Below are 26,617 nucleotides of genomic sequence, written 5' to 3'. Positions count from 1 at the left end.
CCTCTTAGAGCGTGTCGGACGCCGCCGCGCGCAGCGTGCCGCCGTCGTTCGCGACGGCCACGACGTCGAGCGCGAGCAGGTCGTCGAAGGCCGCGTCGGCGGCGAGTTCGCGGACCTGGATCTGGTAGCGCGGCGTGGTCCGGTAGGTGCCGCCCTGCTCGTCGCTGACCGGGACCAGGAAGCCCTGGTCGGCGAGGAAGCGCAGGGCGCGGCTGACCATGCCGCGGGTGGTGTCGGCGGCCAGCCTGCCGTCCTTGGTCGCCGCGGCGGCGGGACGGCGGGCGTAGGCACGCCAGGCCTGTTCCAGCTCGGGGGCGTCGGCCAGCGGGTCGTTGTTGGCCTCGGCCGCCGCGGCGCGTTCGTCGAGCATCCGGGCGGCTTCGCGGACCATCGCGTCGACCTGCTCGACGCTGACGCGGCCGATGTAGGTGTCGTTGGCGAGGTCGTCCGGGCGCGGGTAGCCCAGCGCCGCGGTGGCGAGGTGGATGAGGCCGTGCAGGACCTTCTCGGTCTCGCGGCGCTCGCGGATCTTGGCCTGGCGGGCGTAGGAGTCCATCTTGATCTCGAAGACGGACTCGTCGGTGGCCGCCAGCACCGCGCCTGCCTGCTGGTTGACCTCCAGGACCATGAGCCCCAGCCCGGCGGCGACGGCGTGGGTGAGTGCCTTGAACGCGTTGTCCTCGCCGTAGCGGCGCACGAGGTCGCCGTAGACGACGTCGCGGGCCGGAAGCTGCTTCGGCCGCATGCCGAAGGCGACCAGCCGGGCCGCGGCCTCGGCGTCCACGCTGCTGTGGGACAGCGCCATTACGCGACTTCCTCTTCTTCGTCGGCCCGCTCTACGGCGGCGGTGGACAGGAGCAGGTCGGCGCCGCCGAACTCCGGGTCGTCCAGGAGCGTGCCGTCGTCGACGGCGAGCAGTACCTGCCGGTCCCCCTGGCGCCGGGCGGCGCCGATCCCGGGACTGTAGGCGTGGACGGCGCGCAGCGCGACCAGGGCGGCGAGCCCGGGCTGACGGCTGCGGCGGGCCTCTTCGAGCAGGCCGGACAGCCGCCGCGGCACCTCCGGCAGGTCGAGCAGCTCGTCGGCGGCGCGCCAGACGTCGTCGCCGAACTTGTCGGTGACCTCGGCGGGCATGAGTTCCGGCTCGGGGATCTCGCCGACCAGCTGGTCGCGCTCGGGCGCGGGCCGCAGCAGCAGCGAGACCAGGCTCGACAGCGACGGGACGACCGGCGCGGTGATCCCGGCGGCGGCGTGGAAGAAGTGCTCGACCGGGGCGACGGCGTCGGCCAGCGGCAGGCCCAGGGTCGGCACCAGGAGCTGGCCGAACAGGTCGAGCGTGGCACGCTGCGGCGGGCCCGAGAACTGCTGGCGGTCCTGCTCGGCGCGGAAGACCGCGCCCGCGTCGGCCAGCCGGGACTGCAGGCGCGTGTGGCGGCGGATGCAGTCGCCGACGATGTCGACCAGCTCGGCGGCGCGGCGCTTGCGGTCGAGGTCCTCGGTCTCGTCGCGGGCGGTGGTGATGTTCTTGAGGATGGCGTTCTCGGCGCGGAAGCGGGTCTCGATGTGGCTGAGCGCGCTGTCGAGCAGTTCCGGGACTTCGCGTTCCCAGTCGACCGAGCGGACGTCCCGGCGGGTCGCGTCGAGCTTCGCCCGCAGCGTTTCGCCGTACTGGACGGTCCGGTAGCGCGCCTGCTCGGCGGCCAGCTTGGCGTCGGCCAGACGACCGCGGTTGATGAGGTTCTCCAGCTTGACCTCGGCGGCGATCTGAGCCGACTCGACGTCGGTGTCGAGCGCGCCGACCAGGACGTTGATGGCCTCGTCGGTGGCGCGCAGGTAGACCTCGCCGTCCGGGGCGGCCAGCTCGACGAGCAGCTTGAAGTCGAACTGACGGCGCTGGTAGCCACCCGGCCCGATCGAGCCGTAGACGCGCCGGAAGCCGCGGTCGGTGGTGCCGACGTTGATGAGGTTGTCCAGCACCCACTTGGCGACGCGGACGTGCTCCTCGGGCATCCGCGACGGCGCCTGCTGCGCGATGAACGGCAGCAGCCGGTCGATGACCTCGTCGTGGCCGGCGCCGGTGTCGAAGTCCATGGCGATGGTGACCTGGTCGATCGTGTGCAGCGCGATCTCGGCCATCTGGTAGACCGTACAGTCGGCCCAGTCGAGCTTCGCTTTGCGCGCGTCCAGGTCGTGCAGCGGCGCGGTGCAGGCCAGCGCCTTGAGGCGGCGCGTCAGCCCCTCGTCGGCCAGGCCCGGTGTCCCGGTCTCGTCGTCTCGCACAGCAGGCCAGGCTAGTCGGCCACCCTCTGCGCACGCGCGGGTGACTCCATCCATGCCCCCACCACCACCCTCAAAGGTGGCGCTGACGCGCCGCAGTGTTTGCATTAACGTCGCTCACATGCGTGAGATGAGCCGTGACGAGTGGTGGGAGTTCGCCTCCGCGGGCACCCGGACGGGCATGCTGGGCCTGGTCAGGGCCAACGGCGCCCCGATCGTGACGCCGGTGTGGTTCCTGCTGGACGAGGGCCCGGACGGCGACGAGCTGGTCTTCACGACGGGCACGGACACGCTCAAGGGCAAGGCCATCGCCCGCGACGGCCGGATCTCCCTTGCCGTCGACGACCAGCGGCCGCCGTACTCCTACGTCCAGTTCACGGCCGAGGCCCGGCTCACCCACGACCTGGCCGAGATGCTGACGTGGGCCACCCGGCTGGGCGCGCGGTACATGGGTGCCGAGCGCGCCGAGGAGTACGGGAAGCGCAACGCGGTCCCGGAGGAGTCACTCGTCCGGGCGAAGATCACGAAGGTCATCGCGCGGGCCGACATCGCGGGCTGACTGTCCCGCCCCGGTCCGCGCACGCCGTCCGGGTGTCCGGCGCCCCGGTGAGCGGGAAACCCTTGGCACGGCGGGTGATCCGTATTGACACGGCCCACCCGGAAGGTGTGTGATCTGTCCCATAGATAGGAAACTTTCCTAACTATCGCCGCCGGTGGTCCGCCGAAGCCCCTTCCGCCCCGGTCACCCCCTGTCCCCCACCCACGCAGGAGGCTCCCAGTGGCACCCCGTCCCCCGTGGCGCGCGGTACTGGCCGGTACCGCCGTCGCGGCGCTCGGCCTCACCGCGCTCAGCCCGGTAAGCGCTTTCGCCGCGGACACCACCTACGAAGCCGAGAACGCCACCATCTTCGAAGGCGCCGTCGAGTCGAACCACGCCGGCTACAGCGGCACCGGGTTCGTCAACTTCGACAACGTCGCCGGCAGCTACGTCGAATACTCCGTCAACGCCGCCCAGGCCGGCACGCACACCCTGACCTTCCGCTACGCCAACGGAACCACCGCCAACCGCCCGGTGAAGCTCACCGTCGACGGCGGGGACAAGGGCACCCTCGACTTCCCCGGCACCGGCGCCTGGACCACCTGGAAGACCGTCACCACCACCGTCCAGCTGACCGCCGGGGTCAACAAGGTCCGCACCACGGCGACCACGGCCAACGGCGGCCCGAATGCCGACAAGCTCACCGACACCTTCACCGCGCCGGTCGACAGCGAACCGCCGACGCCGCCGTCGAACCTCAAGGCGAGCAACATCCTCCCGACCGCGGCCACCTTCACCTGGACCGCCGCCACGGACAACGTCGGCGTCGTGCGCTACGAGATCAACCGCGGCGGCAACGTCCTCAAGACCGTCGACGGGAACACCACCACCGCGACCGTCGACAACCTGACCCCCAACACCGCCTACGACATCTCGGTCGGCGCGTTCGACGCCGCGGGCAACCCGTCGCAGCAGAGCAACGTGGTCACCTTCACCACCCCGCCGAGCAACGACACCAGTCCGCCCACCGTGCCGGGCAACCTGCGCACCACCGGCGTCACCGCGAACAGTGTCTCCCTGGCCTGGGACGCTTCCACGGACAACAGCGGCACGATCGCGGGCTACGACGTCTACCAGGGCACCGCGAAGGTCGCGACGACGACGTCGCTGAGCACGACCGTCACCGGCCTGACCCCGAACACCTCCTACACCTTCACCGTCAAGGCCCGCGACCCCGACGGCAACAGCTCGGCCGCCAGCAACGCCGTCACCGCGAAGACCGCGGCGACCGGCGGTGGCGGGATTCCCGAGTACGACCGGGACATCGCGAAGGTCGACCTCGGCTGGTCGGTGGACTTCCTGCCGAACGGCAACGCGCTGGTGACCGAGCGGGACCGCTTCGAGATCCTGCTGGTGACGCCGTCCGGGCAGAAGACCACGCTGGGCAAGGTGCCGGGCGCGGTGACCACGTCCGGCGAAGGCGGCCTGCTGGGCCTGGCGATCTCGCCGCACTGGACGTCCGACCACGCGATCTACCTGTACCACACGGCTTCCGGCGACAACCGGATCGTGAAGATGACCTACGACGGCACCACGCTGTCTTCGACGTCGACGCCGGTGCTGACCGGGATCGCGAAGAACCGCTACCACAACGGCGGCCGGATCAAGTTCGGACCGGACGGCAAGCTGTACGCCACCGTCGGCGACGCGAAGAACAGCGACAACGCGCAGAACAAGAGTTCGCTCAACGGGAAGATCCTGCGCCTCAACCCCGACGGCTCGGCGCCGAGCGACAACCCCTTCTACGCCACCGGCGGCAACGCGCGGTACGTCTGGAGCTACGGCCACCGCAACCCGCAGGGCCTGGCCTGGGACTCGCGCGGCCAGCTGTGGGCGGCGGAGTTCGGTGAAAGCAGCCAGGACGAGCTGAACCTCATCCAGAAGGGCGGCAACTTCGGCTGGCCCAGCTGCGAAGGCACGATCGGCAGCTGCAGCGGCTTCATCGCGCCGAAGAAGACGTGGCCGACTTCGCAGGCCGGGCCGAGCGGGGTGGAGATCGTCAACGACTGGATCTACATTGCCGGCGTCACCGGGCAGCAGCTGTTCGCCACGCAGATCAACGCGGCGGGCACGGGCGTCGGCACGGTGTCGGCGCTGTTCTCCGGCCGCTGGGGCCGCCTGCGCTCGGTCACGAAGACCCCGGACGGCGGGCTGTGGCTGACCTCGACGAACAACGACAAGAACGGCGGCACGCCGTCGGTGCTGGACAACGTGATCGTGCGCCTGAAGTTCCCCGGCGGGTTCAGGCTGACCAGCTCCGCTTTCGCCGACAACGCGACCATCCCCGACAAGTACACCTGTGCCGGCGACGGCACGGCGGGCCGGGACCCGTCGCCGCCGCTCGCGTGGAGCGCGGCCGAGGGTGCGAAGGGCTACGCGGTCGTGTTCGCCGACGTCGCGAACGGCGGCAACAAGCTGCACTGGGCGATCTGGGACATCCCGGCGGCGGCGACGTCGCTGCCGGAAGCGCTCGGCGCGGGCTACACCGTCCCGGGCCAGGGTGGCGCGAAACAGAAGGCCATGGGCAGCGGGGCGAACGCGCAGCAGTACTTCGGCCCCTGCCCGGGCGGTTCCAGCCACCCGTACACGTTCACGCTCCACGCCCTGAACACGGCCACGGTCCCCGGCCTGACGTCGTCGTCGACGATGGCGCAGATCGAGTCCGCGATCCAGGGCGCCTCGGCGGCCACGGTGAAGCTGCGCGGCAAGTCCAGCGCGGCGGCCTAGAAGCCGCGGCAGGGGTGACCGGAGCGGCGCCGGTCACCCCTGCCGCTCCTGCTTTTCAGCCCTCGACGGCGGTCCGGCGCAGGTGCGCGTCGACGTCGAAGCCGTGTTCCTCCAGCCGCCGCCGGGCCAGCAGGAGTTCGTCGGCGGTGAACAGGTCGGCGTATTCCTCCCGCAGCATGGTCGCCTCGGAACTGCGGCCGAGCTGGTTCTTCTCCCAGAGCACGGTGAACCCGCCTGCGGTGCCGGCGCCGCGCAGCAGCAGCCGGACCGCCTCGACGCCGCCGTGTTCGCGCACCATGCGCTCGAACTGGGCGGGCCGGTAGCCGTAGTCCCGGGCCAGGACCCGGCAGCCGTCGAGGAGATCCTCGGTGAACCGCTGCGCGAGCAGGGCGGTTTCGGGCGATTCGGGCATGCGGCACCTCTCGACAGGACGGCTTCGGTGATTAATCGCGAAAACGGCCGCTTTCGCTACGCCGTTCGCGGGACGGATCGGCGCCGGGCCCCGGAAACTGTCGGTGGTGGTCGGCATGATCGCGGCATGCGCATCGCGGTCGACGGTGACGTCCATGTCAGCTACAGCCAGCTCTACGTCCAGAGCACGGACGGCGAGCCGTTCGACGGCGACCTGTCGGCGTGCTTCGCGGGGCAACGCAACGGCCTGTGCGGCGCCGCCCTGCCCGGGCACCTGTTCCTCGTCACCGGCCTGCACACCGGGAACGTCGGGTTCACCGCCGAGGTGCACGACACCGAGCCGCCGGACCCCGGCGGCGAGGACGTCGTCGAGGCGTCGTTCCGGCCGTCGGGTGGCGCCGCACTGGTCACCTGGGGCGGCGGGGACTGGTGGGACCTCGGGCTGGCCCCGGGCGACTACCGCGTCCGCTACAGCGGTTTCGGGATGGACGCGGGCCGCCACCGCGACACCCGCATGGACGGCGAGCCCGAGATGGACCGGTACGTGCTGCAGTTCTGGCCCGCGCTTCCGGCGCCGGACGCGGTCGTCCGGCAGACCAGCGCGATCGCGGCGTACTGGCACGGCGTCGCGCAGGAACTGCCGCCACCGCCGACGGAGGAGGAACTCGCCGAGCGGCAGGCGGCACGGCAGCGGGCCGAGGAGGAAGCCCGCGCGCAGGCCGAGCACGAGCGGCTGCTGCGCGAGTGGGGCGGGACGCTCCCGGACGCCCGGATCCTGGACCTGCCACCGGGATCGCTGCGGGAGTTCGCCAAGACCGACCGCGAACTGGTGGGCGCCGCGGTCGACGCGGGACCGGCCGTCCAGCGCGCGCTCGCCCGGCACGTGGCCCACCTCGCGTTCGCCCGCGCCCGGCTGGACACGGTCGGCTGGATCGCCGACGGCCTGCGCGCGCTCGACGCAGGGCGTCCGCTGCCGCCGCCGTTCGACGACTGGCACGCGGCGTGGAACCGCCTGCTGTCCGATCCCGCGGTCCCGCAGACGCTGGTGCGGCTGCCGGACGGGCGGGGCGAGGACGCGTTGCAGCAGGCCATGGCGTTCCCGGCGATCTTCCGGGCCACGGAGGCCGATCCCCTCGAGGCACTGGGCAGCACGCTGTCGGCAGCCGAGGTGACCTACGGCGACGACCGGCCCCGGCTGCTCGCCGAGGTCCGCGCGGCGCTGGCGGACCTCACCAGCCGAACAGGCCTCCCATGATCCGCGCGCACCGGGCCGTCATCGCGGCCGCGTCCTCGTCCGGGCGGTCGATCCACCAGCTGATCAGCGAGTCGACGACGCCGGTCCAGACCTGGGCGATGGCTTCGATGTCCACCGGATCGGCCAGGCCGCGCGATGTCATCAGCTGCGTCGCGCCGAGCAGGGCGAACGCGTCCAGGCGGCGGCGGTAGTCCGCGGCCGCCGCCGCGATGTCGCCGGTTGCCGGGACCGTGGCGTCACGCAGGAGGCGCCACGCGTAGCGGTCGTGGTCGAACGTCGTGAAGATCGCCGAGAGCACCTTCAGCGGCATCTGGTCGGGCTCGCCACCCTCGGCCATGGTCGTCGCGACGCCTTCGGTGAGGCGGCTGCCCGCGCGGTGCAGGCACGCGAGGTAGAGCCCGTCCTTCGAGCCGAAGTACTGGTACAGCAACGGTTTCGTCACCCCGACGCGGCGCGCGATCTCGACCATCGACGCGCCCGCGTACCCGGCCCGGCCGAACTCCTCGGTGCCGGCCACGACGAGCTGGGCCTCGCGCTCCTCGCGCGGCATGCCCTTGGTCCCGACCGCCCTTGACTCCGTCACGTCCCAGAGCCTACCGTCGGTTAAGTGACCCTAGGGTAAGTTACCGCATGGTCAGATCCGAGGAGGCGACGTGGCCGAGTACCTGGCCCACCTGCGCGACCCCGTGCTGTTCGCGATTCCGGTGTTCCTGCTGTTCGTGGCGATCGAAATCGTCGCCGTGCACGTACTCGGCCACGACGACAACGTGGTCGGCTACAGCGTCGCCGACACCCGCACGAGCCTGCTGATGGGCACCGTCGCCGTCGGGGTCAACGCGCTGTTCCGGCTGGTGATGCTCGTCGTGTTCGCGGCGCTGTTCGAGCTGGCACCGGTCAGGTTCGACCCGCGCGACTGGTGGACGTGGGTGCTCATGCTGCTCGGCCAGGAACTGGTCTTCTACGCCTACCACCGCGCGAGCCACCGCGTGCGGCTGCTGTGGGCCGGCCACCAGGTGCACCACTCCAGCGAGCACTACAACTTCTCGACGGCGCTGCGCCAGAAGTGGACCCCGTACTTCCAGCTGCCGTTCTGGTCGGTGCTGGCCCTGTGCGGCATCCCGCCGTGGATGATCCTGACCGGCCTGTCGATCGACCTCGTCTACCAGTTCTTCGTGCACACCGAGAAGGTCGGCAAGCTGCCGCGCTGGTTCGAGTACGTCTTCAACACCCCGTCACACCACCGCGTCCACCACGGCAGCGACGAGGAGTACTTGGATGCCAATTACGGCGGCATCCTGATCATTTGGGACCGGCTGTTCGGCAGTTTCGTGCCCGAGGGCAGGCGGCCGACGTACGGGCTGACGAAGAACATCGGGACCTACAACCTGCTGAAGGTCGGCTTCCACGAGTACGGCTCGATCCTGCGCGACCTCCGCGGCGCCCGGACGTGGCGCGAGCGCGCCGGATACGTGTTCGGGCCGCCCGGCTGGCGGCCCGAACACGTGACCGCCTGAGCTAGGGTCTGTATCGAAGTCGTTCGGTGGTCGTGAGGGCGGACTGAAAGGGACTTTCCTCGCATCAGGTGAGCCGAAAGGCCCGTTCGCTGCACCAGCTGCGACGAAAGCGCCTTTCGGCTCACCTGGCCCCCGACGGATCGCCGCGGCAGGCCACCCCGCCGCGCCCCCTTCCCGCACTCGGTCCCGGTGAGTCCAGGCCATTCCCCACTTCGATACAGGCCCTAGGCGATGTCCCGCAGCGCGAGGCTGTTGAGCGGCGGGCGCTGCGGCGAGGTCAGGTCGGTCAGCACCAGCTCGCGGTCGACGTCCGCCGAGGTGCCCCGCTGGAACTGCGCGAGCAGCGTGGCCGGCGGCACGGCGGTGACCAGCCGCCCGTAGCGCTCCAGGCGGGCGAAGAGCGTCTGCATGATCTGCCCGGCCATCCGGCCCAGCGCCTGCGTGCTCTGGTGCCGGTGGGCGCGGTGGCCGAGGTCGACCTGGGCGAGCGCGTCCAGGCCGCGTAGCTGGAGCAGGTCGATGAGGTGGCCGATCTCGACGCCGTAGTTGGCGACGAACGGGATGCTCTCCAGCACCTCGCGCCGTCCCGCGTACTCGCCCGCGAGCGGCTGGACGAAGCCGGACAGCTCCGGCCAGAACATGTTGAGCAGCGGCCGCGCGACCAGCTCGGTGACCCGGCCGCCGCCGTCGGCCTCGCCCTTGAGCGGGCGGTGGTAGAAGCCCTTGACGTAGGCCACCGACGGGTCGGTGAGCAGCGGGCCGAGCAGCCCGGTGACGTAGGTGGTGGTGAAGTCGTGGAGGTCACCGTCGACGAAGACGACGAGGTCCCCGCTCGTCGCCGCGACGCCCTTCCACAGCGCTTCGCCCTTGCCCGCCAGGCCGCCGAGGCCGGGCAGCACGGCGTCCTGCGCGACGACGTCCGCCCCCGCGGCCGCGGCGACCTCGGCGGTGGCGTCGGTGGACCGGCTGTCGACGACGAGGATCTCGTCGACGAGCACGCCGTACAGCTCTTCACGGATGGCGGTGACGATCGCGCCGACTGTGGCCTCCTCGTTCCGCGCCGGGATGACGACGGAGACGGTGGTGCCGCGCTTGGCCGCGACGAGGTCTTCGACGGTCCAGTCCCCCGCCCGGCTGCTGCGCCGGGCGAGCCAGGTGCCGATCTCCGGCGAAACCTGCAGCATGGCGTGTCCCCTTCCCTCGTTCCCCCTCCGAGGTTCGGGGTCCCGCGTTTCGGCGGCCGCTCCCCGGCGCTACCACGGTGTTACGAGATGAGCCGTTGCGTTAACGCGGAAAACCGGCTGACCGGCGCGTCGCGGCACCTTAAGCTCGCCGCCGATGAGCCAGTACTTCAGCATCGACGGCCGGCCCGTGTGGAACCCGGCCAACGGGCCCGGCACGCTGTTCGCGCGCCTCGCCGAGACGCTGGTCCCGCTCGCGGGACGGCCCTCCGGGATCGGGGTGACGCCCGGCGACCCCGACGACCACCCCATCGACGGCGCCGCCTTCGGCGCCTTCACCGACGCCCTGGTCTCCGAGTACCGTGCGACCGCGCATCCGATCCAGCGGGCGCTCCTCGAAGGGTTCGTGGCGACGGCAGCCGTCCTCGCCCGCCGCGGCAGGCTGGCGCTGCCCGCGCTCGACGGGCCGCCCGGGACGTCTCCCCGCGACCTCCCGGGCGGCGGCGCGGCCGCGCCCGACCGGCTCGCCGCCCTAATCGCCGAGTACGCCGGGGCCATGCCCGCGTGATCGAACCGAACCGGCCGTTCCGCTGGGATCTCGTGCGCCCCGGCCACCTCGGCACGCTGCTCGACGGCATCCCCGAACCGGACCTGTGGTTCCTCGGCGAGCTGATCGACTGCGCCGCGAAGGTGGTCGCACGCTCGGAGGACGGCGAGCTGTACTTCGTCGGCCGGTCGGTGGATTCGGTGTTCGACCTGCTCGGCGGTGCCCTGCCGGACCCGGCCCGGCTGCACCTGCTGCCGCTGTCGACCGCATCGATGGACAGCCGGCCGGGCGGACGGCTCCACCCGGCCGAAGTCGCGCAGCTGCGCGCCAACCTGGCCGCCCACGGCCTGAGCCCGGCCGCCCTCGCCCGCGGTTCCCGGCCCGTCGTGTTCGCCGACGTCGTGTCGACCGGCACGTCCTTCGGGCAGCTGCTCGGCATCCTCCGCGACTGGGCCGCCGACGAACGCGCGGACTGGACGGCCGCCGTCCGCCGGATCCGGATCCTCGGGCTGCCCCGGCGCACGCACACCAGCCCGAACACCCGGCGGTGGCAGCAGCACGCGGAATGGACGCGCGCGCTGCCCGCCGGGGCCGTCCGGAACGTTTCCCTGGACAGCTCGGTGTTCAGCTACTTCGCCGACCACCAGCAGAAACTGACCCGCTCGTTCGGCCGCGGCTTCTGGGCCGACGGAGAAGTCCGCACGCCCGCCCGCGACCACCGGACCCGCCGGGCGCTGGCCGAGGCGGCCGCACTCGTCGAAGCCGGGCGCAGTCCCGCCGTCCGCGCACGGCCGGCCCGGACGATGAGCCGCGAACCCGCGATCGCCGAGCCCTGGCTGCGGGACCTCGTCAGGCGTCTTCCTCTTCGAGCATCTCCGGCGTGACCGCGGATTCGGTGTCCGGGATGCCCAGGTCCTTCGCCCGCTTGTCCGCCATGGCCAGCAGACGGCGGATCCGCCCGGCCACCGCGTCCTTCGTCATCTGCGGGTCCGACAGCTGGCCCAGTTCCTCCAGCGACGCCTGCCGGTTCGACAGCCGCAGCTTGCCCGCCGCCAGCAGGTGGTCCGGGGCCGTGTCGCCGAGGATCTCGAGGGCGCGCTCCACCCGGGCCGCCGCCGCGACCGCCGCGCGGGCCGAACGGCGCAGGTTCGCGTCGTCGAAGTTGGCCAGGCGGTTGGCCGTCGCGCGGACCTCGCGGCGCATCCGCCGCTCCTCCCACTGCAGGACGCTCGCGTGCGCGCCCAGGCGGGTCAGCAGTGCGCCGATCGCGTCGCCGTCGCGGACCACCACCCGGTCGGCGCCCCGCACTTCGCGGGACTTCGCCTGGATGCCCATCCGGCGGGCCGCGCCGACGAGCGCCAGCGCCGCCTCCGGGCCGGGGCAGGTCACCTCCAGCGACGACGAACGGCCCGGCTCGGTCAGCGAACCGTGCGCGAGGAACGCGCCCCGCCACGCCGCTTCCGCGTCGGCCACGCCGCCGGACACCACGGCCGCGGGCAGCCCGCGCACCGGGCGGCCGCGCTGGTCGATCAGCCCGGTCTGGCGGGCCAGGCCCTCACCGTCCTTCACCACGCGCACGACGTATCGGGTGCCCTTGCGCAGCCCGCCGCTGGCGGTGATGACGTGGACGTCCGAATGGTGGCCGTACAGCTCGTGGATCTCCTTGCGCAGGCGCCGCGCGACCGAGCCCGTGTCCAGCTCCGCCTCCACGACCACCCGGCCGGCCACGATGTGCAGCCCGCCGGCGAAGCGAAGCAGCGACGCGACCTCCGCCCGGCGCGGCCCGATCTTCGTGATCTCCAGCCGGCTCAGCTCGTCCTTCACCGCGGCGGTCATCGCCATTACTGCCCCTCCCTGCCTTTCGCTCCTCCCCCGTACTCCCCGTCCCTGCCGAGACCGAGAGCCTCCCGCATCGTCCGCGCGAGCGCATCAGGATCATGCCGTCCCGCCACTCCCGGGTCCGCGACCGCCCCCAGGTGCGCACGCCCGCCCAGCCGCTGCGCCGCGCGCCGGAGATTTGCCGGGTCGGGCACGGAATCGCGGTCCGCGATCACCGCGTCGACCCGCAGATCGGGCGCGTGCTCGAAGAGTACGTCGAGATGGCGCTCCGGGGAGAATCCCGCGGTTTCCCCCGGCTGGGGGACAAGGTTGAGCACGAGCACCTTCGTCGCGCGCGTTCGCACGAGCGCGTCACGCAGCCCGGGCACCAGCAGGTGCGGGAGGACGCTGGTGAACCACGAACCGGGCCCGAGGAACACGACGTCGGCGTTCAGGACCGCTTCGACCGCTTCGTCGCACGCCCGCGGCGGCCGGCCGGGACGGCCCGGGGTGCGCAAGCTCACCCGCCGCACCTGCCCCGGCGTCGACGCGACCGCGACCTGGCCGCGGATCGTGCGCAGTGCCGCCGGGTCCTCGCTGTCGAGGCCGCTGACCTCGCCCTCGATGTCGAGCGGCTCCGGCGACATCGGCAGCACCCGGCCCGAGACGCCCATCAGCCGGCACGCCTCGTCGAGTGCGGCGACCGGGTCGCCGAGGACCTCGAACAGCCCGGCCAGCAGCAGGTTTCCCACCGCGTGCCCGGCCAGCGCGCCGTCGCCGCCGAAGCGGTGCTGGAAGACCTCGGCCCACAGCGTGCCGCCGTCCTCCGCGGCGAAGGCGGCGAACGCCTGCCGGAGGTCGCCAGGGGGCAGCAGCCCGAGTTCGCGCCGCAGCCGCCCGGACGATCCGCCGTCGTCGGCCACGGTCACGACCGCGGTGACGTCGGGGGTCACCCGCCGCACCGCGGACAACGTGGCGTGCAGCCCGTGGCCGCCCCCGAGGGCGACCGCGCGCACGTTATTCACGACCAAGGTCGCGGTGCACCACCTTCACGGCCATACCGTCCTCATTGGACAGACGCTGGGCGAGCTCCTCGGACAGCGCCACGCTGCGGTGCTTGCCGCCGGTGCAGCCGACGGCCAGCGTCAGGTACCGCTTGCCCTCGCGCTTGTAGCCGGCACCGATCAGCCGCAGCAGCTGGTGGTAGCGGTCGAGGAACTCCTCGGCCCCCTCCTGCGAGAGCACGTAGTTGCGGACCTCGCCGTCGAGGCCGGTGTGCTCGCGCAGCTCCGGGATCCAGAACGGGTTGGGCAGGAACCGGACGTCCATCACCAGGTCGGCGTCCATCGGCAGGCCGTACTTGTAGCCGAAGGACAGCACGGTGACCCGGGTCTGGGTGCTCGCCTCGGACCCGAACGCGTCCTCGATCTTGGCGCGCAGGTCGTGCACCGACAGCGAGGACGTGTCGAGCACCAGGTCGGCCTCTTCGCGCAGCGGCTCCAGCAGCTTGCGCTCGGCGGTGATGCCGTCGGCGAGCCTGCCTTCGCCCTGCATCGGGTGGCCGCGGCGGACCGCCTCGAAGCGCCGCACCAGCACCGCGTCGGTCGCCTCCAGGAACAGCACGCGCGGCTTGTACCCGCGGGCGTCGAGGTCCTTGATGACCGAGGCGAGGTCGTCGGTGAACGCGCGCGAGCGCACGTCCATCACCACCGCCACCTTGGTGATCGCGCCGCGCGCCTGCGCGCCCAGCTCGACCATGGTGGCGATCAGCTCCGGGGGCAGGTTGTCGACGACGAACCAGCCCAGGTCCTCCAGGCACTTGGCCGCGGTGCTGCGGCCCGCCCCCGACAACCCGGACACGACCGCGACCTCCATGCCGGACCCGCGGATTTCCTCTTGCGCACTCACTGTCTTTCCCTACTCCCCTGCTTCTGTGCCGTGACCCGCGCCGGTCTCCCCGGCCAGCGCGGCGACCACGGCCTCCGCGGTGCGCCTGCCGAAGCCGGGCACCGCCTCGATCTCCTCGACCCTGGCCTGCTTGAGCTTCTTCACCGAGCCGAAGTGCTTGATCAGCGCGGTGCGGCGAGCCTGCCCCAGCCCGGGCACACTGTCCAATTCGGACGTGATCAGCCGCTTGGAGCGCTTCTCGCGGTGGTAGGTGATGGCGAAGCGGTGGGCTTCGTCGCGCAGCCGCTGCAGCAGGTACAGCGCCTCCGACGTGCGGGGCAGGATCACCGGATCGGGGTCGGCGGGCAGCCACACCTCTTCCAGGCGCTTGGCCAGGCCGACCACGGCGATGTCGGTGATGCCCAGCTCGGCCAGCACGTCGGCGGCCGCGGTGGCCTGCGGGCCCGCGCCGTCGACGACCAGCAGGTTCGGCGGGTAGGCGAACTTCTTCGGCCGCCCGGTCTCCGGGTCGAGGCCGGGCTTGCTCGTCTCTTCGGCGGTTTCCTTGAGATAGCGGTAGAACCGGCGCCGCACGACCTCGGCGATCGACGCGACGTCGCCCTCGGTGGCCGCCTCGCGCAGCGCGAACCGGCGGTACTCGGACTTGCGCGCGAGCCCGTCCTCGAAGACGACCAGCGACGCCACGACGTCACTGCCCTGGATGTGGCTGATGTCGACGCACTCGATGCGCAGCGGCGCGGTGTCCAGGCCCAGGAACTCCTGCAGCTCGGTCAGCGCCGCCGAGCGCGCGGTGAGGTCGCCCGCGCGGCGCAGCTTGTGCTGGGTGAACGCCTCGCCCGCGTTGCGCTCGACGGTCTCGGCCAGCGCCTTCTTGTCGCCGCGCTGCGGCACCCGCAGCTGCACCCGCGAGCCGCGCAGGCCGCTCAGCCACTCCGCGACCGCGTCGGCGTCCGCGGGCAGCTCCGGCACCAGGACCTCGCGCGGCACGACCGGGCCGGCGTCGACGTCGTCGCGGGCGTCCAGCTCCGCCTCGTCGCCGTAGAACTGGGTGAGGAAGTGGTCGACCAGCGCCGGGACGTCCATTTCCTCGGCCTTGTCGATGACCCAGCCGCGCTGGCCGCGGACCCGGCCACCGCGCACGTGGAAGACCTGGACGGCGGCCTCCAGCTCGTCGTGGGCGAAGGCCACGACGTCGGCGTCGGTGCCGTCGCCGAGCACCACGGCCTGCTTCTCCATGGCGCGGCGCAGCGCGCCGAGGTCGTCGCGCAGCCTGGCGGCGCGTTCGAACTCGAGCTCTTCGGAAGCGGCGGCCATCTCGGCTTCGAGCCGCTTGATCATGACGTCGGTCTTGCCCGCGAGGAAGTCGCAGAAGTCCTCGACGATGTCGCGGTGCTCATCCGCCGAGACGCGGCCGACGCACGGCGCGGAGCACTTGTCGATGTAGCCGAGCAGGCAGGGACGGCCGATCTGGCCGTGGCGGCGGAACACCCCGGCCGAGCAGGTGCGCGCCGGGAAGACGCGCAGCAGCAGGTCGAGGGTCTCGCGGATGGCCCACGCGTGCGCGTACGGGCCGAAGTACCGGACGCCCTTCTTGCGGGCGCCGCGGTAGACGTGCAGGCGCGGGAACTCCTCGTTCAGCGTCACCGCGAGCACCGGGTAGCTCTTGTCGTCGCGGTAGCGGACGTTGAACCGCGGGTCGAACTCCTTGATCCAGTTGTACTCCAGCTGGAGCGCCTCGACCTCGGTGGTGACGACGGTCCATTCGACGCTCGCGGCCGTGGTGACCATCTGCCGGGTGCGCGGGTGCAGGCCGGAGAGGTCGGCGAAGTAGGAGTTCAGCCTGCTGCGGAGGCTTTTCGCCTTGCCGACGTAGATGACCCGCTTGGTCGCGTCACGGAACTTGTACACGCCAGGGGCATCCGGGATGCTCCCCGGCGAGGGACGGTAGGTGGTCGGGTCAGCCACCCCCCAAGACTATGGGGGACCACCGACAGTTTTCGCGCGCCCCCGGCCCGCCCGCCGGAAGTAGGGTGTTGGTCCGATTCCGACCTTCGTCGGTGTCCGCACCTGTGACCCGGTGGTTACTTTCCGACCGGCCGCTCCGGTCCCCTTCCGAAAGGATCACCGCCGTGACCTCTCTCCGTCTCCTCGGTGCCGCCTCCGCGGCTGCCGTCGCGCTGACCCTCGCCGGTGGCGCGGTCGCCTCCGCCGGCGTCCAGCCGAACATCGTCGGCGGCACCACCGCCCCCACGGTCTCCTGGGGCGCGCAGGTCTACGTCAACACGCCCGGGCGCGACTACCAGGGCTTCAACTGCTCGGGCACGGTCATCGCGGCCCGCTGGGTGCTGACCGCGGTGCACTGCCTCGACCAGGACGGCTCGGGCATGTACGTCCGGGTCGGCAGCAACACGCTGCTGTCGGGCACGAAGATCGCCGTCGACGGCGAGTACGAGTCCCCCAACGGCGACATCGCGCTGCTGCACCTGGCCTCGGCGACGAGCACGGCCCCGATCACCCTCGGCAGCTCGGACCCGGCGACCGGCAGCACCAACCAGATCTACGGCTGGGGCCGCACCACCCCGACCGGCCCGCCGGCGTCGTCGCTGAAGACGGCGAACGTCCAGGTGACCGGCCGCTCGACGGACGCCTACGGCGGCCGCGCGATCCAGAGCGTGGGCATCAACGGCTCGGCGTGGAAGGGCGACTCGGGCGGCCCGCAGGTGGCGAACGGCGTCCAGGTCGGCGTGGCGTCGACGGTCCAGAACCAGAGTGGCTCCAACACCCGCGGTACGAACAACTACGCGAGCGTGGCGGCGAGCCGGTCCTGGATCCGGACGACCTCCGGCGTCTGAGGACTTCCCGGGGACGGGGCGGCGCTGCGGCGCCGCCCCGTTCTTGTCGGTGGTGTGTGGGATGCTCGCGGCATGCGGATCGCCACCTGGAACGTGAACTCCATCGTCCCCCGCCTGCCCCGCGTCCTGGACTGGCTGGAGAAGACGGCGCCGGACGTGCTGTGCCTGCAGGAGCTGAAGACGACGACGGAGAAGTTCCCGCTGGCCGAGATCGAGGCGCTGGGGTACGAGGTGGCGGCGTACGGGCTCGGACGCTGGAACGGCGTCGGGATCGTGTCGCGGGTGGGCCTGTCCGACGTCGTCCGCGGGCTGCCGGGCGAGCCGCAGTTCGACGGGGCGTCCGAGGCACGCGCGGTGGGCGCGACCTGCGGCGGGGTGCGCGTGTGGTCGGTGTACGTACCGAACGGGCGCGAGCCGGACAACCCGCACTACGCGTACAAGCTGGAGTGGCTGTCGTCGCTGCACTCGCTGGTGGCGTCGGAGCTGTCCGCGCCGGGCCCGTTCGCGGTACTGGGCGACTTCAACGTGGCCCCGACGGACGCGGACGTCTGGGACATCACGCTGTTCGCGGAGTCGACCCACGTGACCAAGCCGGAGCGCGACGCCCTGGCCCGCCTGCGGGACCTGGGCCTGTCGGACGTCTTCCCGCGGCCGCTGAAGTACGACCACCCGTTCACGTACTGGGACTACCGGGCGGGCAACTTCCCGAACAACAAGGGAATGCGCATCGACCTGGTGTACGGGAACGAGGCTTTCGCGTCCGCGGTCACGGATTCCTATGTGGACCGTGAGGCACGCAAGGGCAAGGGACCGTCGGACCACGCGCCGATCGTGGTCGACCTGGACCTCTGACGCTCAGCGCTCAAGAGGTGGCCGCGCGGTGCAGTTTCCGCAGCGCCCGCACCGCTTCCACTGCCCGGTCCCGGTCGACGGCCTGGACCGCCATCACCGCGTGGTACTCGTCGTCCGGCAGCTCCAGCCGCGCCCACGACGCCCCGTCGGGGAAACTCACCGACAGCACTTCGCTCCACGCGAACCGCCGCGTCACCAGGACGTTGCGGACCTCGATGCCCTCAGCGTCGGCCCGCACCCGCGCGATGGCGAACAGCATCACGCCGCAGGCCAGCAGGATCCCGATGCCGACCATCGCCGCCTGGTCCGAGCGCTGGAAGCGCACGCCCGTGTCGCCGTTGCGCAGCAGGACCGCGACCACCACGAAGACCGCCAGCAGCGCCACCGCCAGCACGCTGCACATGATCATCGCCCGCCGGGGGCGGATCACCAGCACCGGAGAAGAAGTACTCACGCTCACACGAATCCCCGCTCGGTCCACGGCTGGCGCAGGCTCTTCAGCACGTGCGCGGTGTCCAGTGCCGCCACCGTCGCCTCGTAACCCTTGTCCTCCTTGGCACCCGGACGGCCCGAGCGATCGACCGCCTGCTCGTGCGTGTCGCACGTCAGCACGCCGTTGCCGACCGCGGTGCTCTCGTCCAGTGCCACCCGGGTCAGGCCCGCCGTCACCGCGTCGCACACGTACTCGAAGTGCGGGGTGCCGCCGCGGATGACCACGCCCAGCGCCACCACCGCGTCGTGGCTGCGGGCCAGCGCCTGCGCCACCACCGGCAGCTCGATCGCGCCGGCGACGTGGACGACCGTCGGCTCCTCCTCCAGCTCCGCCTCGCGGGCGGCCACCAGTGCGCGTTCCAGCAGGACGTCGGTGATGTCGGCGTTCCAGCGCGTGGCCACGATGCCGAGTTTCAGCGACTTGCAGCCGGTCAGGTCCAGCGCCACGTCGGGACGGCCGTCGCCGCTCACTGTGCTCCTCCGTCCGCGTGCTCGGGGCCGGCGCCGACCTGGTCGTAGTGCTCCAGCTGGGCCAGGTCGTGGCCCATCCGGTCGCGCTTGGTCCGCAGGTAGCGCAGGTTCTCCGGGTTCGGCGAGATCGGCAGCGGCACGCGCCCGGTGACGCGCAGGCCGTAGCCCTCCAGGCCGATCCGCTTGGCCGGGTTGTTCGACAGCAGCCGCATGGTGCGGACGCCGAGGTCGCACAGGATCTGCGCGCCGGTGCCGTAGTCGCGGGCGTCGGCCGGGACGCCGAGAGCGAGGTTCGCGTCGACGGTGTCCGCGCCGTCGTCCTGCAGCTGGTAGGCCTGCAGCTTGTGCAGCAGGCCGATGCCGCGGCCCTCGTGGCCGCGGATGTAGAGCACGACCCCGCGGCCCTCGGCCGCGACCGCCTGCAGTGCCGCCTCCAGCTGCGGGCCGCAGTCGCAGCGCAGCGAGCCGAAGACGTCGCCGGTGAGGCACTCGGAGTGCACGCGCACCAGGATGTCCTGGCCGTCGCCGATCTCGCCGTAGACGAACGCGACGTGCTCGATGCCGTCCAGCAGCGAGTCGTAGCCGACCGCGCGGAACGTGCCCGCGGCCAGCGGGATGCGCGCCTCGGCGACCCGCTCGACCTGCTTTTCGGTGCGGCGGCGGTAGGCGATCAGGTCGGCGATGGTGATGATCGCCAGGTCGTGGTCGGCCGCGAAGACCTCCAGCTCGTCGCGGCGGGCCATGTCGCCCTCGTCCTTCTGCGAGACGATCTCGCAGAGCACGCCCGCCGGCGCGAGCCCGGCCATCCGGGCCAGGTCGACCGACGCCTCGGTGTGCCCGGGGCGGCGCAGCACGCCGCCTTCCTTGGCCCGCAGCGGCACGACGTGGCCGGGACGGCGGAAGTCCTTGGCCGTCGACGACGGGTCGGCCAGCAGCCGGATCGTGTGCGCGCGGTCGGCGGCGGAGATGCCGGTGCTGATGCCCTCCGCGGCGTCGACCGTGACGCTGTACGCGGTGCCGCGCGCGTCCTGGTTCGTGTGGTACATCGGCGGCAGGTCGAGCCGGTCCGCCTCGGACTCGGTCAGCGCCACGCAGACGTACCCCGAGGTGTAGCGGACCATGAAGGCCAGCAGCTCCGGCGTCGCCTTCTCGGCGGCGAAGATGAGGTCGCCCTCGTTCTCGCGGTCCTCGTCGTCCACGACGACGACCGGGCGGCCCGCCGCGATGTCCGCGATCGCCCGCTCGATGGCGTCGGCGTCGAACACCGCCCCGGCGCCGCAGGGCGTCCAGCCCGACTCGGGCTCCGCCGCGCTCGTCTCACTCATGACCGCTCCTCCGTGCCGCCGTCCCGATTGTGCACCTGGTCGCGGATGTGCGCCTCGGCCAGCTTCTCCACGTACTTCGCGACCACGTCCACCTCGAGGTTGACCAGGTCGCCGGGCTCGCGGCGGCCCAGCGTCGTGACTTCCAGGGTGGTCGGGATCAGCGCCACCGAGAACTGGTCGTCGCCGATCGCGGCGACGGTCAGCGAGACGCCGTCGACCGCGATGGATCCCTTTTCGACCACGTACCGGGACAGGTGCTTCGGCAGCGCGAACGTCGTGACGCCGTTCTCGTCGCGGCCGAGGAAGACGCCGGTGCCGTCCACGTGGCCCTGCATGATGTGCCCGCCGAGCCGCCCGCCCGCCGGGGTCGCGCGCTCGAGGTTGACCCGGTCGCCGACCGCGACCTTGGCCAGGCTGGACCGCTGCAGCGTCTCGTTGACGACGTCGACGGTGAACTCGCCGCCCGCCACCTCGACGACGGTCAGGCACACCCCGCTGACCGCGATCGAGTCGCCGTGCCCGGCGTCGCTGGTGACCAGCGGGCCCCGCACGCGCAGCCGGGCCGCGTTGGTCAGCTGCTCGACGGCGGTGACTTCGCCGATCTCCTCGACTATGCCGGTGAACACGTGCGCTGCCTCCTTGTGAGCCGGTTCTCCCATCCAACACCCGCCGCGGCCCGGTGGCTTCTCCGGTCCCGCCGCAAGCGTCAGCCGGCCCGGCCGCGGGCCGCCTGCTCGCGCAGCGCGGCGACCGCCTTGCCCGGTTCGGCGGCGCCGTAGACGGCGGACCCGGCGACGAAGCAGTCGACCCCCGCCTCGGCCGCCTGCTCGATGGTGTCGGTGTTGATGCCGCCGTCGATCTCGACGATCAGCTTCAGGTGCCCGGTGTCGACCAGCCGCCGCGCGGTGCGCACCTTCTCCAGCACGTCCGGGATGAACGACTGCCCGCCGAAGCCCGGCTCGACCGACATGACCAGGAGCGTGTCGTAGTGCTTGAGGGCGTCGACCCACGGTTCGAGCGGGGTGCCCGGCTTGATCGACAGGCCCGCCTTCGCGCCCGCGGCCCGCAGGTTCTTCGCGAGCGTGACGGGGTCCTTCGCGGCCTCGGCGTGCACGGTGACGTTGTAGGCGCCGGCCTCGGCGTACCCGATCGCCCAGCGGTCGGGGTCCTCGATCATCAGGTGGCAGTCGATCGGCAGGTCGGTGCTGTCGATGAGGGCCTTGGCCACGGGCAGGCCGAGGGTCAGGTTCGGCACGAAGTGCGCGTCCATGACGTCGACGTGGACCCAGTCGGCGCGGGTCTCCCCGCCGACGGCCACGGCGGCGATCTCGTCGGCGAGCCGGGCGAAGTCCGCGGCGAGGATGCTGGGGGCGATCATTGGTCGGTCTGCCACGTTCCGAGTGTAGGAGGACGGCGCTAACGCCTGCTAACCGGTTGTGACCAGGATCTGGCTCCGGAGAGGGAGGTCACGGCACTCCCGGCGGCCCTAATCTCGACGGCATGTCCGGTTTCCCGAGGTCCCTGGTGCGTCCCGGCGGTTTCCGCAGCGTGCCGTACGCGCTGCTGGGCGCAGCGCTCTCCATGCCCGCCTTCCTGTTCTCGCTCGTCGTGGTGGTGATCCCGGGCACGCCACGGGCCCACCTGGCGCTCGCGCTGCTGGCCGTCGCCGTGCTCCTGGCGATCGCGGGACTGACCGGGCCCGCGCGGCGGCTCGGCGTGGCCTCGGCCAACGGGCTGCTGGGCACCGAGCTGCCCGCGCCGGGGCGGGACCGCCTCGCCTGGCCCGAGCGGCTGCGCTCGGCGGCCTGGCTGGTGCTGCACGCCGGGTTCGGCGGCCTGCTGCTGACCGCCGACTGCGTGCTGCTGCTCGGGGTGCTCACCCCGGCCATGTGGCTCTCCGGCGACCAGGGGCAGTTCTCGTTCTTCGGCGTGACGACCACCGCCGGGTCTTGGACGCTGGCGGTCGCGCTCGTCGCGCTGGTGGCACTGGTGCTGCTGCAGGCCGCCGCCACCCGCGGCTTCCGGGCCGGGGCGACGGCGCTGCTCGGGCCGTCCGCGGCCGAGCGGGCGGCGCTGGCCGAGCGCCACGCGGCCGTCCTCGCCCAGCGCAACCGGCTCGCGCGGGAGCTGCACGACTCCATCGGCCACACGCTCACGACGTCGACGATCCAGGCGGCGGCCGCGGCCGACCTGGTCGAGGCCGATCCCGCCCAGGTCCGGCGCGCGCTCGGCACGATCGAGGAAGCCTCCCGAAGCGCGCTCGAAGACCTCGACCACGTGCTGGGCCTGCTGCGCGAAGAGCCGGCGGCGAAGGCGCCGGCGCGCACGCTGGCCGAGGTGGACGTCCTCGCCGTGCGCGCCCGCGAAGCCGGGCTGGACGTCCGCCTGTCGGTCACCGGGCCGGTCGCCGCGCTGCCCGCCACGGTGTCGCGCGAGGGCTACCGGATCGTCCAGGAAGGCCTCACCAACGCGCTGCGCCACGCCGGGCCGGGCGCGGTGGACGTCCGGATCGAGACCGGGCCGGAGCGGCTGGCCATCGCCGTCGTCAACGCGCTGCCCGGCGACCGGCCGCGGACCGGGCGGCGCGGCCTGGCCGGGCTCGCCGAGCGCGTCGAGGCCCTGCGCGGCGAGCTGGCCGCCGGCCCGGACGGGCACCAGTGGCAGCTGCGCGCGACCATCCCGCTGCGGACGGGCGCATGAACCCCGCGGTGCTGCTCGCCGACGACGAGCCGCTGGTCCGCACCGGGCTGCGGGCCCTGCTGGAGCAGCAGGGCCTGCCGGTGGTCGGCGAGGCGGCCGACGGCGGCGAAGTCCTCGACGCCGTGCGGCGGACCCGCCCGGACGTCGTGCTGATGGACGTCCGGATGCCCGGCACCGACGGCATCGAGGCCACCCGGCAGGTGCTGGCGGCGCTCGCCGAGCCGCCGAAGATCCTCGTCGTCACGACGTTCGACAACGACGACTACGTCCACGAAGCGCTGCTGGCCGGGGCGAGCGGGTTCCTGCTGAAGCGGGCGCGCAAGGAGGAGATCGCGCACGCCGTGCGGACGGTCGCCGCCGGGGAGTCGCTGCTGTTCCCGGAGGCGATCCGGCGGCTGGTGAGCGGACGCCCGGCGAGCGGGCAGTACGCGAAGGCCGCGAAGACGCTCACGCGCCGCGAAACCGAGGTGCTGCGGCTGATCGCCGCCGGACTGTCCAATCAGGACATCGCGGCGCAGCTGGTGATCAGCCTGGAGACGGTGAAGACGCACGTGGGCAACGTCTTCGCGAAGCTCGGCGCGGGCAACCGCAGCCAGGCGGTGGTCATCGCGTACGAAGCGGGGGTCGTCCGGCCCGGCCATGCCGGGCGGGCATGACCCCCGCTCAGGGCAGCAGGTCGAGGGCCTCGGTCCACGGCCGCCGGACGTCGAGGCGGTGCAGGGTCACCCCGGCGCCCGCGAGGGTGTCGAGGTGGCGCTGCCACGCCGGGTGGTGCACCCGGGTGTCCTGGATCTGGTAGGCCACGACGATCGTGATCCCCGGCGCGCCGAGCACGTCGCCCAGCACGGTCAGTGCCTGGTTGTCGGCGATGCCGAGGGCGAGCTTGGCGACCGAGTTGGCCGACGCCGGGGCGAAGAGGAACACCTCCGGGTCCGGGTGTGGCCGCGGCTCGCCCGGCAGCCGCGAAGTGCTGCGGACCGGCAGGTCGGTGTGCGCGGCGACGTCGGCGAGCCCGCCGGTCGCCGCCAGCCAGCGGTGCGCGGTCGGCGTCAGCGTGATCGCCGTCCGCCAGCCGCGCGCCGCGGCCGGTTGCACCAGCTCGGCGGCGAACCGGGTGTCCAGCCCGCCGCACGAGCCGGCGACCAGCCCGAGATCTCTCACGGTTTGCCCGTCACGATTTACGCAGCACGGCGCAGAACATCGCGTCCGTGCCGTGGCGGTGCGGCCAGAGCTGCACGTACGGGCCGTTCCCGAGCTGCGGGACACCCGGGAAGAACTCGCGCGTGTCGAGCACCTCGGCCTTGAGCCGCCGCGCCGTCTCGGTGAACACGCCTTCGGTCTCGGCCAGGTGCGGCGAGCAGACGACGTAGGTCAGCGCGCCGCCGGGCCGCAGCAGGTCGTACGCCGCGGTGATCAGCTCGCCCTGCAGCCGGGTCAGGTCGGCGACGTCGGACGGCTGACGCCGCCAGCGTGCCTCCGGCCGCCGCCGCAGCGCGCCGAGCCCGCTGCACGGCGCGTCGACCAGGATCCGGTCGTAGCCCGGTTCGAGGCCGCTTTCGCGCCCGTCGGCAACGTGGACGGTGACGGGCAGGCCGGTCGTGGCCTTTTCGACGAGCTTGGCGCGGTGCGGCGCCTTCTCGACCGCGTCCACCCGCGCCCCGCTCAGTGCCGCGAGCGCGCCGAGCAGCGCGGCCTTGCCGCCCGGGCCCGCGCACAGGTCGAGCCAGCGCTCGTCGGTACCGTCGAGCGGCACCTTCGTCGCGGCGATCGCGCAGAGCTGGCTGCCCTCGTCCTGCACCGCGGCCAGCCGCTCGCGGACCGGCTCGGCGTCGGCCGGGTCACCGGCCCCGGCGGGCAGGCGCACGCCGTAGGGCGAGTAGGGCGCCGGGTCGCCGCCGGTGATGGCGGCCAGCTCGTCGGCGCTGATCTCGCCGGGCCGGGCGACCAGGTGCACCTCGGGGCGGGCGTCGTCGGCTTCCAGCGCGGCCTTGAGTTCCGCACCCTTGTCTCCCAGCGCTTCGGCGAACGAGCGCGCGATCCAGCGCGGGTGCGCGGTGCGCAGCGCGTAGGCGCCGATGGGGTCGGCTGCCTCGTCCGGCGCGAGTTCGTCGAGCCAGGCCGCTTCGTCCTTTTCGGACACCTTGCGCAGGATGGCGTTCGCGAAACCCGTTGCCCACGAACCCCCTTCCGCCCGCACGAGGTCCACAGTGGACGTCACGGCGGCGTGCTCGGGGATGCGCGTGCGCAGCAGCTGGTAGACGCCGAGGCGCAGCGCGTCGAGCACCGCGGGGTCGGTCTTCGACAGCGGGCGCTCGGCACACGACTCGATGATCGCGTCGAGCAGGCCCTGTGCCCGCGAAGCGCCGTACGCCAGCTCGGTGGCCAGCGCGGCGTCGCGGCCGGTGATCCGCCGCTCGCGCAGCAGGTCCGGCAGGACGAGGTTGGCGTAGGCGTCCTTCGTCCGCACGGCCGCGAGGACGTCGAACGCGGCCTGCCGGGCCGGGTCCACCTCCGGTGGGCGGCGGGGGCCCTGCTTGCGTGGCGCCGGGCGGCCGCGCTGCGGCCGGGACGGGCGTCGGGATTCCCTGTGGTCGTTCACCGGAGGCGCTCTCCCTGTTCGATCCGTGTTCCGCGCGCCCAGTCGGTGGCCGCCATCCGTTTCTTGCCGGGTGCCTGGACCTCGCCGAGCCGCAACGGCTTCGTCGCGGTCCCAACCAGCACCCGCTTGCGTTCGACCACGATCTCGCCCGGCGGCGGGCCGGGTTCGTCGAGCACCGTGACCGGGCCGAGCTTCAGCCGTTCCCCGCGGAACTCCGCCCACGCGCCCGGGTCCGGCGTGACCGACCGGATCTGCCGGTCGACCGCCGCCGCGGGGTCGGCGAAGGACACGCGCGCGTCCTCGACCGTCACCTTCGGCGCGTAGCTGATCCCTTCGGCGGGCTGTTCCCGCGCGACGAGGCTGCCGTCGGCCAGACCGTCCATCGTGGACAGCAGGAGTTTCGCCCCGGACTCCGCGAGCCGCCCGAGCAGCGCGCCGGCGGTGTCGGTGGCCCCGATCGCCTCGGTGACCACGCCGTAGACGGGGCCGGCGTCCAGTTCCTTGACGATCCGGAAGGTCGAGGCGCCGGTGATCTCGTCCCCGGCCCGGATGGCGGCCTGCACGGGCGCGGCGCCCCGCCAGGCGGGCAGCAGCGAGAAGTGCAGGTTGACCCACCCCAGCCGCGGAATGTCGAGCGCGGCCTGCGGCAGCAGCGCCCCGTAGGCGACGACGGGGCAGGCATCGGGCGCGAGTTCGGCGAGCCGGGCGAGAAAGGCGGGATCCCCGGCGCGCGCGGGCGTCAGGACCTCGATGCCGTGCTCGTCGGCCAGCGCCCCGACGGGCGAGCGCACCACCCGGCGGCCACGCCCGGCCTGCGCATCGGGCCGGGTGACCACGGCAGCAACATCGTGCCGCCCGGATTCGAGAAGGGCGCGCAGGGCGGGGACCGCCGGGTCGGGCGTGCCGGCGAAGACGAGCTTCATCGGCCCACCCCCGGCGGAAGCAGGGAGGATTCACGTGACTGGAACATCGCGCCTGAGTCTAGAAGGCCACCCTCACCCCGGCGCGCCCGCGCCTCCGGTTGTCCACAGGCGGGCGGCGATGTGGACAACCGGGGCCCACGGTGGGCTGTTTCCCGCCTTTCGCCGGG

At 72.5% G+C, this 26,617-nt stretch carries 27 protein-coding genes; 10 read left to right on the top strand and 17 right to left on the bottom strand.

What is annotated here, in order from left to right:
- Window positions 1-4 precede the first annotated feature (4 nt).
- Together ABJI51_RS01700 and ABJI51_RS01695 are read right to left on the bottom strand one after the other, a co-directional pair.
- Complete coding sequence (locus ABJI51_RS01700; protein WP_348947071.1) at window positions 5-805, bottom strand: hypothetical protein; 801 nt, start codon at window positions 803-805, stop codon at window positions 5-7.
- On the bottom strand, window positions 805-2,280 hold the full coding sequence (locus ABJI51_RS01695; RefSeq protein ID WP_348947070.1) for a hypothetical protein: 1,476 nt from the start codon (window positions 2,278-2,280) through the stop codon (window positions 805-807). The genes ABJI51_RS01700 and ABJI51_RS01695 overlap by 1 nt, the downstream gene beginning before the upstream one ends.
- Window positions 2,281-2,398: 118 nt before the next feature.
- On the opposite strand from ABJI51_RS01695, the gene ABJI51_RS01690 reads away from it, so the two are divergent.
- Both ABJI51_RS01690 and ABJI51_RS01685 read left to right on the top strand, forming a co-directional pair.
- Window positions 2,399-2,836 carry a PPOX class F420-dependent oxidoreductase gene (locus tag ABJI51_RS01690; protein ID WP_348947069.1) on the top strand — a complete coding sequence of 146 codons (438 nt, stop codon included), beginning with the start codon at window positions 2,399-2,401 and terminating at the stop codon, window positions 2,834-2,836.
- Window positions 2,837-3,055: 219 nt separating this feature from the next.
- The gene (locus tag ABJI51_RS01685) at window positions 3,056-5,602 is read left to right on the top strand and encodes a PQQ-dependent sugar dehydrogenase (RefSeq protein ID WP_348947068.1); all 2,547 of its coding nucleotides are present in this window, start codon (window positions 3,056-3,058) and stop codon (window positions 5,600-5,602) included.
- Window positions 5,603-5,657: 55 nt separating this feature from the next.
- On the opposite strand, the gene ABJI51_RS01680 is transcribed toward ABJI51_RS01685, so the two are convergent.
- On the bottom strand, window positions 5,658-6,014 hold the full coding sequence (locus ABJI51_RS01680; RefSeq protein ID WP_348947067.1) for a hypothetical protein: 357 nt from the start codon (window positions 6,012-6,014) through the stop codon (window positions 5,658-5,660).
- Window positions 6,015-6,140: 126 nt separating this feature from the next.
- On the opposite strand from ABJI51_RS01680, the gene ABJI51_RS01675 reads away from it, so the two are divergent.
- Window positions 6,141-7,268, top strand: a complete 1,128-nt coding sequence (locus ABJI51_RS01675) for a hypothetical protein (protein WP_348947066.1) — start codon at window positions 6,141-6,143, stop codon at window positions 7,266-7,268.
- Here the strand turns inward: ABJI51_RS01675 and ABJI51_RS01670 are convergent.
- On the bottom strand, window positions 7,243-7,851 hold the full coding sequence (locus ABJI51_RS01670; RefSeq protein ID WP_348947065.1) for a TetR/AcrR family transcriptional regulator: 609 nt from the start codon (window positions 7,849-7,851) through the stop codon (window positions 7,243-7,245). The two genes, ABJI51_RS01675 and ABJI51_RS01670, sit on opposite strands and share 26 nt — an antisense overlap.
- A 70-nt stretch (window positions 7,852-7,921) precedes the next feature.
- Here ABJI51_RS01670 and ABJI51_RS01665 point away from each other — a divergent pair, with 70 nt between their 5' ends.
- A complete protein-coding gene (locus ABJI51_RS01665; protein WP_348947064.1) occupies window positions 7,922-8,782 on the top strand; it encodes a sterol desaturase family protein in 861 nt (286 codons plus the stop codon).
- 224 nt (window positions 8,783-9,006) lie between these two features.
- Here the strand turns inward: ABJI51_RS01665 and ABJI51_RS01660 are convergent, their stop codons facing one another.
- Entirely contained in the window at window positions 9,007-9,966 is a 960-nt protein-coding gene (locus ABJI51_RS01660; protein WP_348947063.1) for a glucosyl-3-phosphoglycerate synthase, read from the bottom strand.
- A 154-nt stretch (window positions 9,967-10,120) separates the two neighbouring features.
- Between ABJI51_RS01660 and ABJI51_RS01655 the strand changes: the two genes are divergently transcribed.
- Both ABJI51_RS01655 and ABJI51_RS01650 read left to right on the top strand, forming a co-directional pair.
- Window positions 10,121-10,531 (top strand): DUF6086 family protein, encoded by a 411-nt coding sequence (locus tag ABJI51_RS01655; protein ID WP_348947062.1) that lies wholly within the window; start codon window positions 10,121-10,123, stop codon window positions 10,529-10,531.
- Window positions 10,528-11,394, top strand: coding sequence for a hypothetical protein (locus ABJI51_RS01650; protein ID WP_348947061.1), 867 nt, complete (start codon window positions 10,528-10,530; stop codon window positions 11,392-11,394). Before ABJI51_RS01655 ends, ABJI51_RS01650 begins: the two co-directional genes overlap by 4 nt.
- Here ABJI51_RS01650 and whiA read toward each other — a convergent pair.
- The 4 genes from whiA to uvrC are packed head-to-tail and all read right to left on the bottom strand — an operon-like array spanning window position 11,360 to window position 16,201.
- Complete coding sequence (gene whiA, locus ABJI51_RS01645; protein ID WP_072477941.1) at window positions 11,360-12,352, bottom strand: DNA-binding protein WhiA; 993 nt, start codon at window positions 12,350-12,352, stop codon at window positions 11,360-11,362. The two genes, ABJI51_RS01650 and whiA, sit on opposite strands and share 35 nt — an antisense overlap.
- Complete coding sequence (locus ABJI51_RS01640) at window positions 12,352-13,344, bottom strand: gluconeogenesis factor YvcK family protein (RefSeq protein WP_348947060.1); 993 nt, start codon at window positions 13,342-13,344, stop codon at window positions 12,352-12,354. The genes whiA and ABJI51_RS01640 overlap by 1 nt, the downstream gene beginning before the upstream one ends.
- Before the next feature lies 1 nt (window position 13,345).
- On the bottom strand, window positions 13,346-14,203 hold the full coding sequence (rapZ, locus tag ABJI51_RS01635) for an RNase adapter RapZ (protein WP_348947659.1): 858 nt from the start codon (window positions 14,201-14,203) through the stop codon (window positions 13,346-13,348).
- A 42-nt stretch (window positions 14,204-14,245) separates the two neighbouring features.
- Complete coding sequence (gene uvrC / locus ABJI51_RS01630) at window positions 14,246-16,201, bottom strand: excinuclease ABC subunit UvrC (protein WP_348947059.1); 1,956 nt, start codon at window positions 16,199-16,201, stop codon at window positions 14,246-14,248.
- Window positions 16,202-16,365: 164 nt separating this feature from the next.
- Here uvrC and ABJI51_RS01625 point away from each other — a divergent pair, with 164 nt between their 5' ends.
- The gene (locus ABJI51_RS01625) at window positions 16,366-17,088 is read left to right on the top strand and encodes a S1 family peptidase (protein ID WP_348947058.1); all 723 of its coding nucleotides are present in this window, start codon (window positions 16,366-16,368) and stop codon (window positions 17,086-17,088) included.
- Between the two features lie 72 nt (window positions 17,089-17,160).
- The gene (locus tag ABJI51_RS01620) at window positions 17,161-17,940 is read left to right on the top strand and encodes an exodeoxyribonuclease III (protein WP_348947057.1); all 780 of its coding nucleotides are present in this window, start codon (window positions 17,161-17,163) and stop codon (window positions 17,938-17,940) included.
- Between the two features lie 10 nt (window positions 17,941-17,950).
- On the opposite strand, the gene ABJI51_RS01615 is transcribed toward ABJI51_RS01620, so the two are convergent.
- From ABJI51_RS01615 to rpe, 5 genes are all read right to left on the bottom strand, one after another.
- On the bottom strand, window positions 17,951-18,349 hold the full coding sequence (locus ABJI51_RS01615; protein WP_348947658.1) for a PH domain-containing protein: 399 nt from the start codon (window positions 18,347-18,349) through the stop codon (window positions 17,951-17,953).
- Between the two features lie 47 nt (window positions 18,350-18,396).
- On the bottom strand, window positions 18,397-18,903 hold the full coding sequence (ribH, locus tag ABJI51_RS01610) for a 6,7-dimethyl-8-ribityllumazine synthase (protein WP_348947055.1): 507 nt from the start codon (window positions 18,901-18,903) through the stop codon (window positions 18,397-18,399).
- A complete protein-coding gene (locus ABJI51_RS01605) occupies window positions 18,900-20,228 on the bottom strand; it encodes a bifunctional 3,4-dihydroxy-2-butanone-4-phosphate synthase/GTP cyclohydrolase II (protein ID WP_348947054.1) in 1,329 nt (442 codons plus the stop codon). Before ABJI51_RS01605 ends, ribH begins: the two co-directional genes overlap by 4 nt.
- Complete coding sequence (locus ABJI51_RS01600; RefSeq protein WP_348947052.1) at window positions 20,225-20,854, bottom strand: riboflavin synthase; 630 nt, start codon at window positions 20,852-20,854, stop codon at window positions 20,225-20,227. The genes ABJI51_RS01605 and ABJI51_RS01600 overlap by 4 nt, the downstream gene beginning before the upstream one ends.
- Before the next feature lie 80 nt (window positions 20,855-20,934).
- Window positions 20,935-21,606 carry a ribulose-phosphate 3-epimerase gene (rpe, locus tag ABJI51_RS01595; protein ID WP_348947657.1) on the bottom strand — a complete coding sequence of 224 codons (672 nt, stop codon included), beginning with the start codon at window positions 21,604-21,606 and terminating at the stop codon, window positions 20,935-20,937.
- A 122-nt stretch (window positions 21,607-21,728) separates the two neighbouring features.
- Between rpe and ABJI51_RS01590 the strand changes: the two genes are divergently transcribed.
- Window positions 21,729-22,928 (top strand): sensor histidine kinase, encoded by a 1,200-nt coding sequence (locus ABJI51_RS01590; protein WP_348947051.1) that lies wholly within the window; start codon window positions 21,729-21,731, stop codon window positions 22,926-22,928.
- On the top strand, window positions 22,925-23,584 hold the full coding sequence (locus ABJI51_RS01585) for a response regulator transcription factor (RefSeq protein WP_348947049.1): 660 nt from the start codon (window positions 22,925-22,927) through the stop codon (window positions 23,582-23,584). The genes ABJI51_RS01590 and ABJI51_RS01585 overlap by 4 nt, the downstream gene beginning before the upstream one ends.
- Window positions 23,585-23,591: 7 nt before the next feature.
- Here ABJI51_RS01585 and ABJI51_RS01580 read toward each other — a convergent pair whose 3' ends face one another.
- From ABJI51_RS01580 to fmt, 3 genes are read right to left on the bottom strand one after another with little or no spacing between them, the layout of a single operon-like run.
- Entirely contained in the window at window positions 23,592-24,089 is a 498-nt protein-coding gene (locus ABJI51_RS01580; RefSeq protein ID WP_348947048.1) for a flavoprotein, read from the bottom strand.
- A 10-nt stretch (window positions 24,090-24,099) separates the two neighbouring features.
- Window positions 24,100-25,527: an RsmB/NOP family class I SAM-dependent RNA methyltransferase gene (locus ABJI51_RS01575; RefSeq protein WP_348947047.1), complete on the bottom strand. Its 1,428-nt coding sequence runs from the start codon at window positions 25,525-25,527 to the stop codon at window positions 24,100-24,102.
- Entirely contained in the window at window positions 25,524-26,450 is a 927-nt protein-coding gene (gene fmt / locus ABJI51_RS01570) for a methionyl-tRNA formyltransferase (RefSeq protein WP_348947046.1), read from the bottom strand. The genes ABJI51_RS01575 and fmt overlap by 4 nt, the downstream gene beginning before the upstream one ends.
- Between the last annotated feature and the right edge of the window lie 167 nt (window positions 26,451-26,617).

It is taken from the genome of Amycolatopsis melonis (assembly GCF_040064235.1).
GTDB lineage: Bacteria > Actinomycetota > Actinomycetes > Mycobacteriales > Pseudonocardiaceae > Amycolatopsis > Amycolatopsis melonis.
Note: the sequence above shows the minus strand (reverse complement) of the source record. Positions and strands in the feature narration are given on the sequence as shown.

Excerpts from the sequence above, each read along its gene's own strand:
- ABJI51_RS01700 (WP_348947071.1), bottom strand. The coding sequence starts at position 805 with ATGGCGCTGTCCCACAGCAGCGTGGACGCCGAGGCCGCGGCCCGGCTG.
- ABJI51_RS01690 (WP_348947069.1), top strand. The coding sequence starts at position 2,399 with ATGCGTGAGATGAGCCGTGACGAGTGGTGGGAGTTCGCCTCCGCGGGC.
- ABJI51_RS01680 (WP_348947067.1), bottom strand. The coding sequence starts at position 6,014 with ATGCCCGAATCGCCCGAAACCGCCCTGCTCGCGCAGCGGTTCACCGAG.
- ABJI51_RS01675 (WP_348947066.1), top strand. The coding sequence starts at position 6,141 with ATGCGCATCGCGGTCGACGGTGACGTCCATGTCAGCTACAGCCAGCTC.
- ABJI51_RS01660 (WP_348947063.1), bottom strand. The coding sequence starts at position 9,966 with ATGCTGCAGGTTTCGCCGGAGATCGGCACCTGGCTCGCCCGGCGCAGC.
- ABJI51_RS01655 (WP_348947062.1), top strand. The coding sequence starts at position 10,121 with ATGAGCCAGTACTTCAGCATCGACGGCCGGCCCGTGTGGAACCCGGCC.
- whiA (WP_072477941.1), bottom strand. The coding sequence starts at position 12,352 with ATGGCGATGACCGCCGCGGTGAAGGACGAGCTGAGCCGGCTGGAGATC.
- rapZ (WP_348947659.1), bottom strand. The coding sequence starts at position 14,203 with ATGGAGGTCGCGGTCGTGTCCGGGTTGTCGGGGGCGGGCCGCAGCACC.
- ABJI51_RS01620 (WP_348947057.1), top strand. The coding sequence starts at position 17,161 with ATGCGGATCGCCACCTGGAACGTGAACTCCATCGTCCCCCGCCTGCCC.
- ABJI51_RS01615 (WP_348947658.1), bottom strand. The coding sequence starts at position 18,349 with ATGATCATGTGCAGCGTGCTGGCGGTGGCGCTGCTGGCGGTCTTCGTG.
- ABJI51_RS01605 (WP_348947054.1), bottom strand. The coding sequence starts at position 20,228 with ATGAGTGAGACGAGCGCGGCGGAGCCCGAGTCGGGCTGGACGCCCTGC.
- rpe (WP_348947657.1), bottom strand. The coding sequence starts at position 21,606 with ATGATCGCCCCCAGCATCCTCGCCGCGGACTTCGCCCGGCTCGCCGAC.
- ABJI51_RS01590 (WP_348947051.1), top strand. The coding sequence starts at position 21,729 with ATGTCCGGTTTCCCGAGGTCCCTGGTGCGTCCCGGCGGTTTCCGCAGC.
- ABJI51_RS01585 (WP_348947049.1), top strand. The coding sequence starts at position 22,925 with ATGAACCCCGCGGTGCTGCTCGCCGACGACGAGCCGCTGGTCCGCACC.
- fmt (WP_348947046.1), bottom strand. The coding sequence starts at position 26,450 with ATGAAGCTCGTCTTCGCCGGCACGCCCGACCCGGCGGTCCCCGCCCTG.